This is a genomic window from Paraeggerthella hominis, from assembly GCF_021044775.1.
In the GTDB taxonomy this organism is placed as follows: domain Bacteria; phylum Actinomycetota; class Coriobacteriia; order Coriobacteriales; family Eggerthellaceae; genus Paraeggerthella; species Paraeggerthella hominis.
Map to the genome: position 1 here is coordinate 14,902 of NZ_JAJNOQ010000006.1, position 16,282 is coordinate 31,183.

The following is a 16,282-nucleotide window of genomic DNA, read 5'->3' on the forward strand; positions in this document are numbered from 1 at the left end:
GGAAAGGCGATGATGAAAGACGAGGCCATGCTTTCGGTGCTGTCGATGTGCTTTGCGCCGGTTGAGGAAGCCGAATGGAAGCAGGCGTCGACCGGTGCCGCGTGGTCGGATTTCCTTGACGCCGCGCGTTGCGCCATGCAGGACGATCGAGCCTTCGGGGAAACTCCCAGCCCTATCGCCAATGCGCGCAGGCGTTGCCCGTTGCAGGAATTTCTTTCCGTCGGCGAGGTGAACGCCTTGTTCCGTCCTCCTACGTACCAGGAAAAGCGGGCGTTCGCGGCTCGGCATTTCGTTGGCGGGCTTCCCGAGTCGGCTTTGCCCGTCGAGTCTTTGTACCGACCTTGGACCAGCGCGGCAGGATCTTCGCCGTTCTCGCGCAATACGGGTGGATTGTACTGGGGGGATTCGGCGCTGTACATGCGCGATCTCATCGAGCGCTTGGGCTTTCAGGTGCCGCCGGAGTTTTCGGCGTGTCCCGATCATCTAGCCCTTGAGCTTGATCTTGCGGCAACGCTGCTGCGTTTTGACATGCGCGACGAAGCGCGACTGTTCCTTGTGGAACGGCTTGGCTGGCTTACGGCGTATCGGTTGCGGTTGCTGTCGCTTGAAGACGATGCGAGTTTCTACATTGGCCTGATCGACGTGCTCATGGGGATATGGGCGCAGGTTTCGCCGACGGAGATGAGCGCATGACGGGTGTCGAGCACATCGAATGCACGTGCATGCATATAGAGAGGAAACAACTATGTCAGAACACGCTATAACCAGGCGAGGCTTTCTGGCTGGGAGTGCCGGGGCGGTCGCGCTTGCGACGGCGTCCGGGTTCGTGAGCTTCGACGCGTGGCAGCAGGCTCACGCTGACGAGCCGACGAACGGGGAGACGAAGACGGTCCACACGCTGTGCAATGCTTGCTCGAGCAAGTGCGGCTTCTCCGCCTACGTCGTGAACGGGCGTTTGACGAAGCTTATCGGCGACGCCGACCATCCCTACGCCAAGGGCAAGCTGTGCGCCCGCGGCTACGGCTATTCCCAGATTGCCTATTCGAAGGATCGTCTGACCGATCCGCTCAAGAAAAACGACAAGGGTGCGTTCGAGGCCATCACGTGGGATCAAGCATACAGCGAGATCGCCGAAAAGGTGAAGGGCATCATCGCCTCCGACGGCCCTCAGGCCCTGGCCATGGTCCAGGACCCGCGCCCGTCGGGCAAGTACTACACGAAGCGCTTCATGAACGCGCTGGGTTCGGCGAACGTGTACACGCACGGCGCCGCCTGCAACCTGTCGAAGGAAGCCGGCTTCACGCAGGCTATCGGCGCGGGCAATTACTCCAGCGATGTGGCGAACTCCAAGATGACCATGTTCATCGGCCGCAGCTACGCTGACGCCATTCGCCCCAGCTCGGTGGCTTCGTTGCAGAAGGCTCATGACAAGGGCGCGCATATCGTGCTGGTGGACCCGCGCTGCAACAACTCCATCAAGTTTGCCGACGAGTGGGTGCCCATCAATCCCGGCACCGACCTTGCCCTGGTGCTTGCTATGGCAAACGTGCTGGTCACGCGAGACCTGTACGACAAGAACTACGTTGCCGAGAACACCGTGGGCTTCGATCAGTGGGCGAAAGAGCTTGAAGCGTATCCGCCTTCGTGGGCCGAAAAGGTCACGGGCATCCGCGCCGAGACGATCGATCGCTTGGCGGTGGAATTCGCCCAGGCCGCTCCTGCGGCTTCCATCGAGCCCAGCTGGCGCGGCGCGTTCGGCTGCTCGTACGTGAACTCCGGTGAGACGGCGCGCGCCATTGCGCTGTTCAACACGCTATTGGGCTGCTGGAACCAGAAGGGCGGCGCGCTGTTCACTTCGAGCGTTTCCGCTGGCGACGTGGACAAGGCGCAGTTCCCCAGCGTTCCCAAGCCCGAAGGCAAGATTGCCGGCTCCGAAGAGTATCCGCTGGCGCTTTCGGGAATGGGCACGAACCTGTTTGCGGCGCAGCAGGCCAAAGAAGGCGTGTTGAAGGGCATGTTCTTCTACAACTCGAACATGGCTGCCGGGTACTCCAACACCGCGTACCTCAACGAAGCGCTGTCCAATTTGGACCTGATGGTGGTCGTGGACGTGCAGATGTCCGAAACCGCCATGCTGGCCGACTACGTGCTGCCCGACACCAGCTACCTGGAGCGCTTGGAGCTGCCCGAGTTCATCGGCGGCAAGGTTCCGGCGGTGTCGTTGCGCGATCAGGTGCTCGACAAGATTCATCCCAATACCAAGCCGGTCGATCAGATTTTCAGCGAGCTGGCCGACGCGTGCGGCGTGGGAGAGTACTTCCAGTTCAGCGTGGACGAACTGGCTGACGCGCAGCTGAAGACCGTGGGCCTTTCGCTCGACGCGCTCAAGCGAACGGGCACGGCATACTTCCCCGAAAAGGAGTTCTCGTACGGAAACGCTCCCAAGTGGAAGACCCCCTCGGGCAAGGTCCAGTTTGCCAGCGAGGCGTGCGAGAAGGCGGGGCTGTCCGCGGTTCCCGTGTGGGTGGAGCCGGCAATCATGCCGATCGGAAACGAACTGCGTCTGATTGGCGGCAAGCAGGCTATCCACAGCCACACGCAGACGGCGAACATCGAAGACCTCATGCAGATCACGAAGGACTACGATCTGACGCGCGTTTGGATCAACGCCGACGTGGCCGACAGCCTGGGCATTGCCGATGGCGACGAGGTGGAGGTTTCGAACGATCAGCACACGGGTCGCGTTCGTGCAAAGGTGACGCAGCGCATCAATCCTACGGCGCTGTACATGCCCAGCCACTACGGCTGCTCGGTGCCCGATCAGCATACGGCGTACAACGTGGGCTTGCGCCAAATGGATTTCGTGCCCTTCCACATGGAGCCCGGATATGGGTCGGCGATGACGCAGGAAGCGGTCGTCACGGTTAAGAAGGTGGGTGCGTAATGGCTCGCTACGGAATGCTCATCAACACGAAGAAGTGCATTGGCTGCTACGCCTGCCGCGTGGCCTGCCAGCGCCAGAACGATCTGTTGCCTACGCAGCACTTCATTCGCTACGAGGAACAGGAAACGGGAACGTATCCCAACGTGGGGGTGGAGACGGTGCCGTTGCAGTGCATGCACTGCGAGGACGCTCCCTGCGTGGCGGTGTGCCCGACGGGCGCTGCGTTCATCGGCGCCGACGGCGTGGTGGGCGTTGACCACGGTCGCTGCATCGGATGCAAGTACTGCATGGCGGCGTGCCCCTACCAGGTGCGTTCGTTCAACGAGGAAACGGGAACCGTTGACAAGTGCCGCTTCTGCACGGTGTCGGCCGAGGTGACGGGCACGAAGATGTGCTCGTGCGTGGAGGCGTGCCTGACGGATGCCCGCATCTTCGGCGACTTGGACGATCCCGAGTCCAAGATATCCAAGGCCATTGTCGCGGAGGGCGCTCAGCCTATTTCCGGCGACTTGACCAAAGTCAAAGTATTCTACGTGAGGTGATGAACGATGACGTTTGAACCGATTTGGGGCTCCATCATCGCATGGTACCTGTTTCTCGCCGGTCTCGGCGGCGGCGCGTTCGTCACCTCCGCCTTCTTGGGCTGGCGTCATCCCGAAGCGGTGAACATGCGCAAGATCGGCCATATCGTGGCTCCTGTTGCGGTGGTCATCGGCTTGGTCTTGCTGATGTTCGACGCCGAGGGCGGCCTGCACAATCCGCTGCGCTTCGCGCTGCTGCTTACGAACTTCGGGTCTGTTATGACCTGGGGCGTGGTGTTCCTGGCTGGCTTCACCGTGCTTGCTCTGGTGGCGCTTTTGCTGGACATCCTGAAGAAGAACGTGCCGGTGTGGCTTGACATTGCGGGAACGGTGTTCGGCGTGGCCGTAGCCATGTACACGGGTGCCCTGCTGGGCGTGTGCAAGACGTTCCCCTTGTGGAACAACGCGCTGCTGCCTGTTTTGTTCCTGGTATCGGCTTTGTCGGCCGGCGCAGCTTCCGTGCTGCTCATCAGCATTGTGAAGCATGCCGACGAGTTCAACCGCGTGGGCGTGCTGAAGAAGTTCCACTTCTGCCTGCCCATCATCGAGTTGGTTTTGGTGGCTGCGCTGCTGTTCATCACGTCGAGCAACTCGGTTGCAGGGTGGAACTCGGTGGTCAGCTTGGTGTCCGGAGGATATGCGGCGCTGTTCTGGTTCGGCTTGGTGCTGATTGGCTTGGTGATTCCTACCGCCCTGGAGACGTGGCTGCTGTTCTTCAGCCCGAAGGAGTTCGAGGAAAGCCGCAAGGCGCATTGGATCAGCTTCGGCTCCGATGCGGGCGTGCTCATAGGCGGCTTCCTGCTGCGCTACCTGGTGGTTGTTGCTGCGCTGCCCCTTACGATGGTCGTGCCTGCCCTGTAGCCCGAGGCACACGGCAAACGTGCGTGCGCGCCGCTTTCTTGGGAAGGCGGCGCGCTTTTTGTCGGGTCTGCAGGTTTGGCCCGCGCGCTGGGCGAGCGTGCGGAAGAGCTTCGGCCGACGCTGGGTCCCTTGCGTTTCGGGGGTTCTTCTCGGGATGGTTTCTCTTCGGAACCGCTTGGCACAATGTAAGGTTGGTTTTCTTGTATTGCTTTATAATGGGAACCTTCAAACGAAGGGAATGAGCATAAGCACTACGACGGCATACGAACGTGAATGGTCACCGGTGGGCCTTGCTTTGTCATGCGTGCTGGCCGCATTCGGCTTGTGCTTGCACGCCGACAACCAACTGCTTGCCGTGTACGCTCTCGAGGGCGTTGCGGGCCTGTTCGCATGCTCGTTTCTTATCGGGGTGGTGTCGCTTTGCATGGCGGTGCTGGTTTCGGCGCACGATGAAGAGCAACGACGCTGGTCGATAGGCATTGGCTTGTTCGCCAGCATTGTCGGCGTAGGGTTTGCCCTGCTGACGGGTCTGTTGCCTGCGGCGGTATGCGCTGCGGGATCGGGGCTGTTCCTGGGCTTTGGCCTTACCTGCCTGCTGCGCCAGTGGGGGCGTTATTACCGGCTGTTCACGCATCGCGGCGCGCTTCTGAACACGGCGCTTTCCTTTTTGGCGGCTGCATGTTGGTGGTTCGCGATGGAATTTGCCGGAACTCCCTTTCTGTTCTGCCTGGGTCTTCTTGTTCTGGCCGTTTGCGGAGGGCTGCCGCTTCTTGCGCGGGAGATCGTGCTTGCCGACGAGGTGCGCGCCGGTCTTCGCGACGACTACGTTGCGCCTAAGCCTATCTCCACCATGTCTCAGGCCATGCGCAACGGATGGGCTGCCGTGCTGGGCCTCATGTTCAACTTCTTCATGATCGGAGCGACGTTTTGGCCGTACGCGGGTGGATTGTCCGCAACGGGAATTTCCCCGAAGCCTTTGGCGTACCTGCTTGTGTTCGCGCTGGTGTGGTGGGTTGTTTCTCGTACGCGTGAAATTGTCGGCGGCGCTATGGAGTCGTTCTACCGTGCGGCGCTGCCGTGTTCGGCGCTGCTTCTTCTGGCGTATCCTCTGCTGAGTTCGGTTGATGTTTTGCAGGGCTCGGTCGCGCTTCAAGCGGTTTCGTATCTGGGCGTGGCCGTGTTCAATATTTTGGGCCTGGTGGTGCTGTTTTGGACCGCCAAAAGCTCTGAGGTGGGCTTTTCTCGCGTGTTCGCCATGTTCTGCACAAGCTGCGCCGCAAGCGTTGCGGCGGGGATGGTTGCGTTTCAGTTGCTGGGCGACGGCGCTCAGAAAATCGCGTTGCTCATGTTGGCTGTCTACGTGGTGGTTGTCCTTCTTGCCCAAGTTAGGGCTCGTATCGTCCGGTCTATGGCGCAGTAGGTTGCGTGCGCTCCGCCGGGCGCGAAGGTATCGGCTGGCTGCCCGGTTGCCTGGCTGGGCGCGGCGCGCGGCTTCTCGCTCGGTGGCGGGCGCGTTCGGCCTCTTTCCTTGCGCACTCTGTGAATTCGCGGCAACGCGTATGTCTTAAATGATTGATCAGCGGTATCATAAATGCAGATGAACAGGGGCGTCGCATGCGGCGCTCGCGGTTACAAAGGAGGAGTTTTTCATGGATGCTCGCGTATACGAACTGCTGAACGACCAGATCAACAAAGAGCTGTACTCGGCGTACCTGTACCTGTCTTTCGCCGACTACTACGAAGAAGAGGGTCTGGAAGGCTTCGCCAATTGGTACGAGATTCAGGCCCAGGAAGAGCGCGATCACGCGATGATCTTCCGCAACTACCTGCATGAGAACGGCCAGAGCGTGAAGCTGCTGGCTATCGACCAGCCCGACAAGGAGTTCTCGAACTACTTGGAGCCGCTGGAGGCTGCTCTCGAGCACGAGAAGTACGTGACCAGCCTTATCAACGACATCTACAGCGCTGCTGCCGATGCGAAGGACTACCGCACGATGAAGTTCCTCGATTGGTTCATCGAGGAACAGCAGGAGGAAGAGGACAACGCCGACAAGATGATCACGCGCATGAAGCTGTTCGGCTCGGATGCCAAGGCTCTCTACGACCTGGATCAGGAAAACGCCGCGCGCGTCTACACCACGCCGTCGCCGCTGGCTAACGCATAGCCGCAAGCGATCTGCCTTTGCTTGTTGGACGCCCCCGCTTCGCCGGGGGCGTTTTTTCGTTCTGCATCCCGGGTGCCGAGGGCGGGCTTCATGCGGCTTGGATGGCGGGCTCCGATCGCGTTTTCCGAGCCTTTCGCTTCTCTTCGCCGACCTTTCTGTCGAGCTCAAAAATGAATAAAATCCCCCTCTTTTTGTATATGAGTAGTAAGGTCCTCTTGATGACGGACAAGGGTCCGTTAGGTAACAATTTCGTTGTTCACCTGCACAAAAACCCTGGAAAGGGTTCGCTTTTAGGGTAAAAGAGAGTACAATCGCGGTGTCCGACAGTTGAATAGAAACGCAATACGAACGATAAGACTATCTTCGCCAAGTAAACAGTCTCGTGCGGTTATTATTGCGGACATCGTGAAAGCGATGGGCTAGTAGGAAAAGCAGCAAAAGCCAAGCGATACTGTCGGTATTCCTTTCGATGAGGCCGGGGCGCAACCCCCGGCCTCATTACGTATTCCCCTGTTTGCGGCTCTCGAAAGCAAAGCGTTACGGTTTGCTTTCCGATCGTCCAGCCCTCGGAAGCCCCACAATCGTGTGCCAAATAGGTAGAGGGGGTTTTCTGGGTATGCGGTAAGGTGTACGGTAATGGTTCTGCGAAATGATCGAAAGGAAGTACAAGTTGCAACAGGCTTTGCTTTGGGCCGCCGCCGGTACCGGATTCACGTTTCTCATGACCACGTTGGGCGCCGCTTCGGTTTTCCTGTTCCGAAAGCGCGACAGCCTGCTGTTCCAGCGCATCTTCTTGGGGTTCGCCGCGGGCGTTATGATCGCGGCTTCAGTATGGTCGCTGCTCATTCCGGCTATCGAGCGCGCTGAGGAAGCGGGCCAGATCGGATGGATCCCCGCAGCTGGCGGATTCGCTTTGGGCGTGGCGTTTCTTATGGCGCTGCATCAACTGCTGCCTCATCTGCATCCAGGAGACAGCAAGCCCGAAGGCTTGCCCAGCAAATGGAATCGACCCACGCTGCTGTTCACGGCGGTAACCTTGCATAACATTCCCGAGGGCATGAGCGTGGGCTTGCTGTTTGCCATGGCGGCGCAGAACGGCGGCGATCCTGCAATGTTCGGCATGGCTGTAGCGCTGGCTATTGGCATCGGCATCCAAAACGTGCCCGAAGGGGCGGCCGTGGCGCTGCCTATGCTGCAAGAGGGGATGAGCGCGCCGAAGGCGTTTGCGCTGGGTACGTTGTCGGGTCTGGCCGAACCCGTATTCGGCATTCTCGTGGTGCTTTTCGCGGGGCTTATCTCGCCGTACATGCCGTGGATGCTGGCGTTCTCGGCTGGCGCCATGATGTACGTTGTGGTGGAGGAACTCATACCCGAGGCGCATCTGGGCGACCACTCCAACGCCGGCACCCTTGGCGTGATGGCCGGCTTCTTGGTCATGATGGTCTTGGACGTGGCGCTGGGGTAAGGCGCTGCGAACAGGCATGAAAAAGCCCGCAAGCAAAGCGGGCTTTTTCATGTGCGAATCTCGAACAAGGTTGCGCTACTGCGCCGGAGGGGTGGGAGGCTGCTGCTGGTTTCCGGGCTGCTGTGCGTAACCGTACACGGGCTGCGCCTGGCCGTAGGGCACCATGGGCGCGCGCCTCAGCTTGTTGATGTACACGGCGGATACGATAAGCAGCACCATGGTAATAAGGTTGCCGCACAAAAACGAGAATACGGCGCCTGCGATGGCCCAGCCGAAAGCTCCGCCCAGTTTGTCCACGTTGTTGTAGTTGCGCATTCCCAGGATTGCCGCCACCAACGGAACGATGGAGCAGATTATCAACCAGCCCATGAACATGCCGAGAACGCCCAGGCTCAGCATGGCTAGGACAACGACCTCGTCGCCGCTCAGAGAGTCCGCGCTTATCCCCGAGCCGTTGTCGATCTCGATAGCAGCGGAACTCGCGACGCTTGGATCGCTGAGCGCTACGCCGCCGATGCCCAGAAAGATCATGACCAGCAAGGAGCCGGCAACGGCAAGTATGGACAGAATCAAGACGGCAATGCTCAGCCCACGAACTACTTTCGCATCAGAGTTAGGCATGGCAATTTCCTTTCGAACGGTGTACGGTACACGCGTATGTACTATGCTTGCTATTGTACGCTAGGCGGCAAGCCTGCTGCGCTCGGGGCGCGGTAACGGTTCAGTCAAAAGAAAGTTGGTCATGGTCATGGAGAACTTTGAATTCGTGTCGCCGACTCATTTCGTATTCGGCAAAGACGCAGAACTGCAGGTGGGGACAAAGTTGGCCGAACGTGGCGCCCGAAAGGTGCTGCTGCATTTCGGCGGCAAAAGCGCTTTGGCCAGCGGCTTGATCGATCGCGTCAAAGAGTCTTTGGAGGCGCACGGCATCGAGCACGTGACGTTGGGGGGCGTTCGTCCCAACCCTGAAATCACGTTGGTGCGCGAAGGCGTAGCGCTATGCAAGCAGCACGAGGTGGATTGGGTACTGGCTGTGGGCGGCGGGTCGGTTGTTGACTCGGCGAAGGCGATCGCGGTGGGCGCGCGCTACGAAGGCGACGTGTGGGATTTCTTCGAGTCGAAGCGGCCGACGAACGACGTGCTGCCCATTGCCGTGGTGCTGACCATTCCGGCGGCTGGCAGCGAGGCGTCGAAGAACACGGTGGTCTCGAACGATGCGTTGCAAATGAAAACAGGGTATGCGAACAACGCGCAGCGCCCGAAGCTTGCGTTCATGAACCCCGAGCTCACGTTCACCTTGCCGCCGTTCCAGACGGCTGCCGGCTGCACCGATATGTTCTGCCACTTGCTCGAGCGCTTCTTCGACGACGTGGGCGCGGTTCCGGTGACGGACAATCTGTGCTTGTCGCTTATGAAGACGGTGCGCGCCGAGGCTCCGCGTGTTCTGGCCGATCCCGACAATTACGATGCGCGTGCGAACGTCATGTGGGCGGGCATGCTGTGCCATCAGGGTTTGGCGGGCGTTGGTCGGCATGAGGACTGGGCAACGCACGGCTTGGAGCACGAGCTTTCCGCACTGTATCCGGAGATTACCCACGGCGCGGGCTTGGCCGTCATGTTCCCGGCTTGGATGGAATTCGTGTACGACGCGAACCCGGCTCGCTTCGCCTACTACGGGCGCGAGGTGTTCGGGCTGGCTCCCACGGGAGATGTGGCCGCCGACGCTCTGTCGGCTATCGACGAAACCCGTTCGTTCTTCGCGTCGTTGGGCATGCCGATGACCTTGGACGAGCTGGGCGTTGAAGAAGCCGATATCGATAAGCTGATTCCCACGCTCAAAGAGAACAAGGGCGAGCCGTTCGGCAGCTTCAAGAAGCTGAGCATGGACGACGCAAAGGCCGTCTATCGCATCGCTTTTGCATCGGGCGACGAATAGCATGTGATTGTCGGGGGCCGCATGCGGCCCCCGACTTACATGAAGCAGCTGGCTACGATCACGATGGCGGTTGTGAGCAGGCCCGCCACCGCGATGGCCACGCCGCTCATGGCGCCTTCGAGCTCTCCCATTTCGATAGCTTTGGTGGTGCCAACGGCGTGTGCGCAGGTTCCGATGGCCACGCCGCGTGCCACGCGGTTGCGCACGCGGAACACGCGCGTCATGAGCGGCGCGAATATGGCTCCCAGAACGCCGGTTACGATAACGGCCGCCACCGTGATGGAAGTGATGCCTCCAAGCTGCTGGGAAACGGCGATGGCGATGGGCGTGGTGACCGACTTGGGAACGAACGAAAGCGCCATGTCGTCGCCCAAACCGAGCAGTTTGCACAACCCGTACGCGCTGACCATGGAAACGATGGAACCTACCAAGCAGCCGGCGAAAATAGGTGCGAAGTGCTTCTTCAGGATCTGGCGCTGCTGGTATACCGAATATGCCAGCGCTACGGTTGCGGGTCCCAGCAAGAACGAGATCACCCGGACGCTTTCCTCGTAGGATTCCAGAGGAATGCGAAAGATGCTCAGCACGGCGATGACGAATACCACCGTGACCAGGAGGGGATTGAGAAGCGGGGAGTTAACGCGGCGGTACAGCAGGACCGAAAGCTTGAACGTCGCAACGGAAAGCACGGTGCCCACAATAAGCGTGAGAATAAGCGGCGCCATGCTCTACCTCTTTTCCCATCGATCCATCAGGCGCGATACGAACACCACGGTTCCTGACGTAGCCAAAAACACCAGCACGGTTGTTGCTACGCAGACCAGGGCAAACTTCGCCACGTTTCCTTCCAGCAGAGAAACGCACCCCATGATGGCAACTCCGGCGGGAATGAAGAACAGCGACATGTTGTCGATAAGGCACGTGCACGCATCGCCGACATGCCGCGTTTTCAGGAGGCCCGTTCCCAAAAGCGCCAGCAGCAGCACCATGCCCACGATGTTTCCAGGCAGGGTGATGGGAAGTACCGAGGCGAGCGCGCAGCCTGCGGCGTACACGCCCAGAAGCAAGACGAGTTGGGCGAGAATTTTCGCGATGCGCTTTGCGGCGGCGCCGGTTTTCGATCGCCATGATGCGGCGTTTTTCGGGGACGTAGACGCGTGTCCCGAGGCGTCGCGAGAGACGCCTTCGATGTGCTCCATGGTTCGGATCCTCACGTGATGTGCGGATCCGATGCCCGCGCGCGACGACGACGTGCGGCGCCCGCGGGCATCGGATCAATGCGAAGCGGCTAGTTCCTGTCCATCATAAAGCGAAATGCTCGGTTGTCCATGGAGGCTTTCTGGAGATAGAAAAACGATCCCTTTCGCACAAGGCGATCGGGACCGTCGGGCAGCGTCGAAAGACGCGGTGCTTGCGGGCGCTTGGCGTTCTAGTCGTCGGCTCCTACCAGGGAGTTCATGATTCCCGACACGATGCTGATCACGATGGATGCCACGAACGCGCTGCCGAAGGTGGCAATGGCGAACCCAACTTGGAAGATGCCGTTTGCAAGCCATGCGGCTACGTACAGCAAAAACGTGTTTACGATCAGATAGAAGATGCCCAGCGTGATGACGGTGATGGGAAGGCTCAGCACCTGCATGAGCGGTTTGATGCTGATGTTGACAAGCGCCAACATCAAGCCGAAGATGGCGATTCCCACCCATGCCTCGTTGCCGCCGATGATCTCGATGCCGGGAACCAGCCATACGGCCACGCCGACGGCGATAGCGGTGACCAGCCAGCGGATGATGAAGTTCATGGGAAGTCCTTTCACGTACGGTGTCTCGCAGACTACTATACCGTGCGTCGCTGAATGCTTCTTAAAAGAGTTATAGATCCGTTACCGCTTACGCTGGCGTTGTCCTTCGGTTTTGAGCGGGCTTATCTGCACGCAGGCCCGGCATGCTCATGCCGGGCCTGCGTATCAAGCGAGCGTTGGGTTAGAAGCGCAGCGACAGGCAGCTCAGGCCGCCGTCCAGCTTGCGGTACTCGGACGTGTCGACAGTCAGCGTCTGGTAGCCCGCGTCCTGCACGGCTGCCAAAACGGTCGGGTAGCCCTCGGGCACGATGACCGTGCCGTTCACCCAGATGCAGTTGGCGGCGTAGGCCTCGTCCTCGGGAATCTGGATCTTGTTGTACTGAGCGAAGTCGGGCTTCGTCACGAATTCGCCGGACACCAGCATGTTGTTGTCCTCGAGGTAGTTCACGCCCGTCTTCAGGTGCAGGACGAATTCCAGCGGCACTTCGGAGCCTTCGAGGCCCCAGCCTTCCAGGATCTCGAAGAACTGGCGGATGCCCTCTTCATTGGTGCGAGCGGAGCGTCCCACGTAGAAGTGGTCGCCCACCATCATGACGTCGCCGCCGTCCAGCGTGCCCGGGGCAACGATGTGCTTCACGTGCTCGTCATCGAAGAACTGGCGAACAGCGGGCTCGATCTCGTCTTTCTCGCCGTTGCGGCTGGCGGCGCCAGGGTTCGCGATGATGGCGCCCTTGCGCGTGATGACCGCCGGGTCCTCGACGAAGCAGGAGTCGGGGAACTGCTCGAGCGCGGGCAGGACGGTTACCTCGACGCCGCATTCCTTCAGGGCCGCAATGTAGTCGTCATGCTGCTTGCAGGCCAGCTCGTAGTCGGGCTTGCCCAGCTCGGGTGCGGAGGTGATGCCTTCGACCATCGATTTGGCGGGGCGGCGGACGATGACGTTCGTGAACTTGGTCATTGCGAATCCTTTCGCGCGGTTCGGTGCTGCCGGTATTCCTTATGGTGCAAACTGTAGCTTGGATATTGTATACAATCAAGGCGTATAAGGAAAAAGTTACCGCCCGGACACGACGCCTTGGCAACGCGCTCGGACGGCATGACGGTGCAAAGCCCGGTCGATCTTGGGGAAAGCAAGCGAGCACGCGTGAAGCGGGCGTGCGTGAAAAAGGTCGCCACCCCGGCGTTTGCGCCTGGCTGTTTTCGGGAATGTCTAAGGGCTCGTTTGCCCTGTTCTTCGCAGAGGGCAGGGTTGCGCGTATGATATATTGGTATGCAGTGCAGCAGCGTGACAGGCGGATTACATGACAAACGAGTACCGGTCGCTGAAGGGCCATGTGTACGACTACATCGTTGATCTTATTGACGGCGGTGCGCTGGCCGACGACCACAAAATCAGCGAGCAGCAGATATGCGAGGCGCTAGGCGTGAGCCGTACGCCGGTGCGCGAGGCGCTCATTCAGCTTGCCTCCGACGGTTATCTTGAAAACGTTCCGCGCAAGGGGTTTTACGTGAAAAGCGTGACCGAGGACAGCGCTCGGGAGATTGTCGAGGTCATCGGGCCTTTAGACGGGCGGGCGGCTCTGCTTGCGGTGGACCGCATGACCGACGAGGACCTTGCCCAACTGCAGTTTCTGCACGGTTCGATGGAGCTGGCCATCGAGAAGCGCCTGTATAAAAAATACGACGATCTTCAGCGCGACTTTCACGCCTGCTATATGGAGAAGTGCGGAAACGCTCGCTTGGTGGAGCTTATCCGGCAGTTGAACCGCTGCTTCATGAAGCGCGAGTACGCCCGCGTTGCCGAATCCGATTTGGACGGCCTTTTGCGGCAGGCAAACGACGAGCATGCCGAAATCGTGCGCTTGTTCGAAAGCCGCGACGGTGCCCGCCTGCAACGCTATATCCGCGATGTTCATTGGAGTGACGACAATGCAAAATTCCTCGTTTGGCAGTAAGGGCGCATGCGCAAGCGTGTTGGAAGATGCCGTGCCGCATCCCGAATGCCCCGTTGAGCGCCAGTGCGGTGCGTGCCAGCATATCAGCGTGGCGTACGCCGATCAGCTTGCTGCCAAAGATGCGCAGGTTGCGAAGCTGTTCGCGCAGGTGGCCGATCCGTCTGCGCTTCTGCCTATTTTGGGAATGGAAGACCCCTATTACTACCGCAATAAGGTGGCGTCTCCGTACGCGCCCGGTCGCAAGCTCCCTGCGCCGGGCGGCAAGGGAAAAGCCGATCGCTCGAAGGAAGGTCGAGGCAAGAGCGGCAAAGGCGGCAAGAACGGCAAGGGCGCAGCTCCCCGGCGCGAGATCTTGTGCGGCATGTATGCCGCAGGTACGCATCGCATCGTTTCCACCGATGCCTGCCTGCTGGAAAACCAGCAGGCCAAACGCATTATCCGGGCCATTCGCGATCTTATGCCGCGCTACGGCATAACGCCTTACGACGAAGACAAAGGGGTGGGGTTTTTGCGCCATGCCATTGTGCGCGTGGGGCATACAAGCGAAGAGGTGCTGGTTACGCTGGTAACGAACGGGCGGGAGTTCCCGGCGTCGCGGAATTTCTGCCGCGATTTGGTCAAGCGCTGCCCCGGCGTCACGACGGTCGTGCAGAACGTCAACGAGCGTCAGACGAATGTCATCTTGGGGCAGCGCGAGCAAACGCTCTATGGCCCCGGCTTCATATTGGATAAGCTGTGCGGACTGAGCTTCCGTATTTCTTCGCAGTCGTTTTACCAGGTCAACGCAGTTCAGACTGAAGTTTTGTACCGCCGTGCCATCGAGCTGGCCGAATTCACCGGCAGCGAGAGCGCCATCGACGCCTACTGCGGCACGGGCACCATTGGTTTGGTGGCGGCAAAGCACGGCGCCGCGCAGGTGACGGGCGTGGACAGCGTGGCTTCGGCCATTCGCGACGCGCGCGAGAACGCCCGGCACAACGGGGTGGAAAACGCCCGGTTCGTGGTGGGCGACGCGGGCGATTTCATGCGCGAGCAGGCGGCTGACGGCCAGCGCGTAGACGTGCTGCTGATGGATCCGCCGCGCGCCGGCGCGAGCGAGGAATTCTTGCACGCTGCCGTGGCGCTTGCCCCGAAACGCATGGTTTACATTTCCTGCAACCCTACAACTCAAGTGCGTGACCTGGCGTTTCTACGTGACCGAGGCTTTACGGTCAAGGTTGTTCAGCCAGTTGACATGTTCCCCCATACCGATCACATCGAGACGATTGCTCTTATCGTGGCTCCCGCAAACAGAAACCTCCCTTCCAGCTTCTGAGCCCTTGGGGAGGAGTATGATATCGCCAAGACGCTTGGCGTCCTGTTGGACTTGAAGGCCCCGTTTGGGCTTCGCCGCTTTCGAGTGGGTTCGATCGGCGGGATATGCGAGAAGGGGAGCGAACGTGAGCGAATCGAACATCCTGCGTCAGCGCATTGCTGCCGCCATTTCCGAGCGCGACTTGGCGAAGCCGGACGCCCCGGTGCTTCTTATGGTGTCGGGGGGGTCGGATTCGACGGCGCTGGCATATTTGGCTCGCGACCTGCACGACGAAGGGCTGGTGGGCCCGCTTGCCATGTTGCACGTGAATCACAAGCTCAGGGGCGAAGACGCCGATGCCGACGCGCGGTTCGTGGAAGAGCTTGCCGAGCTTCTGGCCGTGCCGCTGTTCTTGTGCGAGGTCGATATAGCGCGCGAGGCGCAGCGCACGGGCGAGAACGTGGAGGCCGTCGCGCGGCGCGAGCGCTATCTTGCCGCGAACGAAGCGCTCGAAAGCCTGTGCCTGCACGCGTCCGCGCCGCTTGCGGACGGGCGTGTTTTCACGGCTCACACAGCCGACGACCGCGTGGAGAGCTTCTACATGAGGTCCATCGTGGGTACGGGGCCGGGCGGCTTTCGCGCGATGCGGTACCGAAACGGGCCGGTGGTTCGTCCGTTGCTGGACGCGACGCGCGATGATCTTCGGGCGTATTTGGACGACCGTGCACAGGCTGGCTTGCCGGTGGCGCGCGACGATTCGGGCGCGCTGTGGCGCGAGGATGCCACGAATGCCCATACCGACCGGTTTCGCGCGTACGTGCGCCACGAGATCGTGCCGCGTGCGAAAGAGCGAAATACCCAGCTCATGGAAGTGCTGTGCCGAACCATGAACCTGATCGCCGACGAAGACGACATGCTCGAGAGCTTGGTGGACGATCTGGTTGAGCAGCATGCGTCCTGGATCGAGCATGTTCCCGGGCAGTCTCCCGATTTCGACGCCGGTTGCGTTCTGGCTCCCGAGCTGGGCGAACAGCCCGCTCCGTTGCTTCGTCGCGTGGCGGTGCGCATCTTGCATCACATGCTGGGACCCGAAGCGCGGGTGGAGACTGCTTCCGTGGACGCCGTGCTGGCCGCATGGGGCGAAGCGCGCCCAAGGGGCGGGTACGTGGTCAACGTGCAGGGCGATTTGGCCATCAGCGCCAACAAGCAGGGCGTGCGCATAGAGCCCATGGCTGCGTTTCGTGCGCGAAGGAAGCGGGTCTAGCGCCTCGCGCGCCTGC

16 protein-coding genes are annotated in these 16,282 nt (G+C 60.4%); 11 read left to right on the forward strand and 5 right to left on the reverse strand.

The annotated features are described in order from the left end of the window. Positions 1-9: 9 nt before the first annotated feature. The 7 genes from LQE90_RS07675 to LQE90_RS07705 all read left to right on the forward strand — a co-directional run bounded on the left by LQE90_RS07675 (position 10) and on the right by LQE90_RS07705 (position 8,016). A complete protein-coding gene (locus LQE90_RS07675) occupies positions 10-693 on the forward strand; it encodes a molecular chaperone TorD family protein (RefSeq protein ID WP_231088253.1) in 684 nt (227 codons plus the stop codon). A 52-nt stretch (positions 694-745) separates the two neighbouring features. After that, the gene (locus LQE90_RS07680; protein WP_216529345.1) at positions 746-2,944 is read left to right on the forward strand and encodes a molybdopterin-containing oxidoreductase family protein; all 2,199 of its coding nucleotides are present in this window, start codon (positions 746-748) and stop codon (positions 2,942-2,944) included. Further along, positions 2,944-3,486 carry a 4Fe-4S dicluster domain-containing protein gene (locus LQE90_RS07685; RefSeq protein ID WP_114567294.1) on the forward strand — a complete coding sequence of 181 codons (543 nt, stop codon included), beginning with the start codon at positions 2,944-2,946 and terminating at the stop codon, positions 3,484-3,486. The genes LQE90_RS07680 and LQE90_RS07685 overlap by 1 nt, the downstream gene beginning before the upstream one ends. A gap of 6 nt (positions 3,487-3,492) precedes the next feature. Next, positions 3,493-4,386, forward strand: a complete 894-nt coding sequence (nrfD, locus tag LQE90_RS07690; RefSeq protein WP_216529346.1) for an NrfD/PsrC family molybdoenzyme membrane anchor subunit — start codon at positions 3,493-3,495, stop codon at positions 4,384-4,386. Between the two features lie 238 nt (positions 4,387-4,624). Beyond that, on the forward strand, positions 4,625-5,806 hold the full coding sequence (locus LQE90_RS07695; RefSeq protein WP_216529347.1) for a hypothetical protein: 1,182 nt from the start codon (positions 4,625-4,627) through the stop codon (positions 5,804-5,806). Between the two features lie 229 nt (positions 5,807-6,035). Continuing rightward, the gene (locus LQE90_RS07700; protein WP_114567291.1) at positions 6,036-6,551 is read left to right on the forward strand and encodes a ferritin; all 516 of its coding nucleotides are present in this window, start codon (positions 6,036-6,038) and stop codon (positions 6,549-6,551) included. Positions 6,552-7,221: 670 nt separating this feature from the next. Next, positions 7,222-8,016: a ZIP family metal transporter gene (locus LQE90_RS07705; protein ID WP_114567334.1), complete on the forward strand. Its 795-nt coding sequence runs from the start codon at positions 7,222-7,224 to the stop codon at positions 8,014-8,016. Between the two features lie 75 nt (positions 8,017-8,091). Here LQE90_RS07705 and LQE90_RS07710 read toward each other — a convergent pair whose 3' ends face one another. Beyond that, complete coding sequence (locus LQE90_RS07710) at positions 8,092-8,637, reverse strand: hypothetical protein (protein ID WP_114567290.1); 546 nt, start codon at positions 8,635-8,637, stop codon at positions 8,092-8,094. Between the two features lie 127 nt (positions 8,638-8,764). Here LQE90_RS07710 and LQE90_RS07715 point away from each other — a divergent pair, with 127 nt between their 5' ends. Beyond that, complete coding sequence (locus LQE90_RS07715; RefSeq protein ID WP_216529415.1) at positions 8,765-9,952, forward strand: iron-containing alcohol dehydrogenase; 1,188 nt, start codon at positions 8,765-8,767, stop codon at positions 9,950-9,952. A 35-nt stretch (positions 9,953-9,987) separates the two neighbouring features. Here the strand turns inward: LQE90_RS07715 and LQE90_RS07720 are convergent, their stop codons facing one another. The 4 genes from LQE90_RS07720 to LQE90_RS07735 form a co-directional block, all read right to left on the reverse strand. Beyond that, positions 9,988-10,677: an LrgB family protein gene (locus tag LQE90_RS07720; RefSeq protein ID WP_216529348.1), complete on the reverse strand. Its 690-nt coding sequence runs from the start codon at positions 10,675-10,677 to the stop codon at positions 9,988-9,990. Between the two features lie 3 nt (positions 10,678-10,680). After that, entirely contained in the window at positions 10,681-11,151 is a 471-nt protein-coding gene (locus LQE90_RS07725) for a CidA/LrgA family protein (RefSeq protein WP_114567288.1), read from the reverse strand. Positions 11,152-11,381: 230 nt separating this feature from the next. After that, a complete protein-coding gene (locus LQE90_RS07730; RefSeq protein ID WP_114567287.1) occupies positions 11,382-11,753 on the reverse strand; it encodes a phage holin family protein in 372 nt (123 codons plus the stop codon). Positions 11,754-11,934: 181 nt separating this feature from the next. Next, a complete protein-coding gene (locus tag LQE90_RS07735; RefSeq protein ID WP_114567286.1) occupies positions 11,935-12,711 on the reverse strand; it encodes a dimethylarginine dimethylaminohydrolase family protein in 777 nt (258 codons plus the stop codon). Positions 12,712-13,054: 343 nt separating this feature from the next. Here LQE90_RS07735 and LQE90_RS07740 point away from each other — a divergent pair, with 343 nt between their 5' ends. From LQE90_RS07740 to tilS, 3 genes are all read left to right on the forward strand, one after another. Then, positions 13,055-13,708, forward strand: coding sequence for a GntR family transcriptional regulator (locus LQE90_RS07740; RefSeq protein ID WP_216529349.1), 654 nt, complete (start codon positions 13,055-13,057; stop codon positions 13,706-13,708). 16 nt (positions 13,709-13,724) lie between these two features. Further along, positions 13,725-15,023: a 23S rRNA (uracil(1939)-C(5))-methyltransferase RlmD gene (gene rlmD / locus LQE90_RS07745; RefSeq protein WP_225749738.1), complete on the forward strand. Its 1,299-nt coding sequence runs from the start codon at positions 13,725-13,727 to the stop codon at positions 15,021-15,023. 124 nt (positions 15,024-15,147) lie between these two features. Then, complete coding sequence (tilS, locus tag LQE90_RS07750) at positions 15,148-16,266, forward strand: tRNA lysidine(34) synthetase TilS (protein ID WP_231088254.1); 1,119 nt, start codon at positions 15,148-15,150, stop codon at positions 16,264-16,266. Positions 16,267-16,282 lie beyond the last annotated feature (16 nt).

Excerpts from the sequence above, each read along its gene's own strand:
- LQE90_RS07675 (WP_231088253.1), top strand. The coding sequence starts at position 10 with ATGATGAAAGACGAGGCCATGCTTTCGGTGCTGTCGATGTGCTTTGCG.
- LQE90_RS07680 (WP_216529345.1), top strand. The coding sequence starts at position 746 with ATGTCAGAACACGCTATAACCAGGCGAGGCTTTCTGGCTGGGAGTGCC.
- LQE90_RS07685 (WP_114567294.1), top strand. The coding sequence starts at position 2,944 with ATGGCTCGCTACGGAATGCTCATCAACACGAAGAAGTGCATTGGCTGC.
- nrfD (WP_216529346.1), top strand. The coding sequence starts at position 3,493 with ATGACGTTTGAACCGATTTGGGGCTCCATCATCGCATGGTACCTGTTT.
- LQE90_RS07695 (WP_216529347.1), top strand. The coding sequence starts at position 4,625 with ATGAGCATAAGCACTACGACGGCATACGAACGTGAATGGTCACCGGTG.
- LQE90_RS07700 (WP_114567291.1), top strand. The coding sequence starts at position 6,036 with ATGGATGCTCGCGTATACGAACTGCTGAACGACCAGATCAACAAAGAG.
- LQE90_RS07710 (WP_114567290.1), bottom strand. The coding sequence starts at position 8,637 with ATGCCTAACTCTGATGCGAAAGTAGTTCGTGGGCTGAGCATTGCCGTC.
- LQE90_RS07715 (WP_216529415.1), top strand. The coding sequence starts at position 8,765 with ATGGAGAACTTTGAATTCGTGTCGCCGACTCATTTCGTATTCGGCAAA.
- LQE90_RS07720 (WP_216529348.1), bottom strand. The coding sequence starts at position 10,677 with ATGGCGCCGCTTATTCTCACGCTTATTGTGGGCACCGTGCTTTCCGTT.
- LQE90_RS07725 (WP_114567288.1), bottom strand. The coding sequence starts at position 11,151 with ATGGAGCACATCGAAGGCGTCTCTCGCGACGCCTCGGGACACGCGTCT.
- LQE90_RS07730 (WP_114567287.1), bottom strand. The coding sequence starts at position 11,753 with ATGAACTTCATCATCCGCTGGCTGGTCACCGCTATCGCCGTCGGCGTG.
- LQE90_RS07735 (WP_114567286.1), bottom strand. The coding sequence starts at position 12,711 with ATGACCAAGTTCACGAACGTCATCGTCCGCCGCCCCGCCAAATCGATG.
- LQE90_RS07740 (WP_216529349.1), top strand. The coding sequence starts at position 13,055 with ATGACAAACGAGTACCGGTCGCTGAAGGGCCATGTGTACGACTACATC.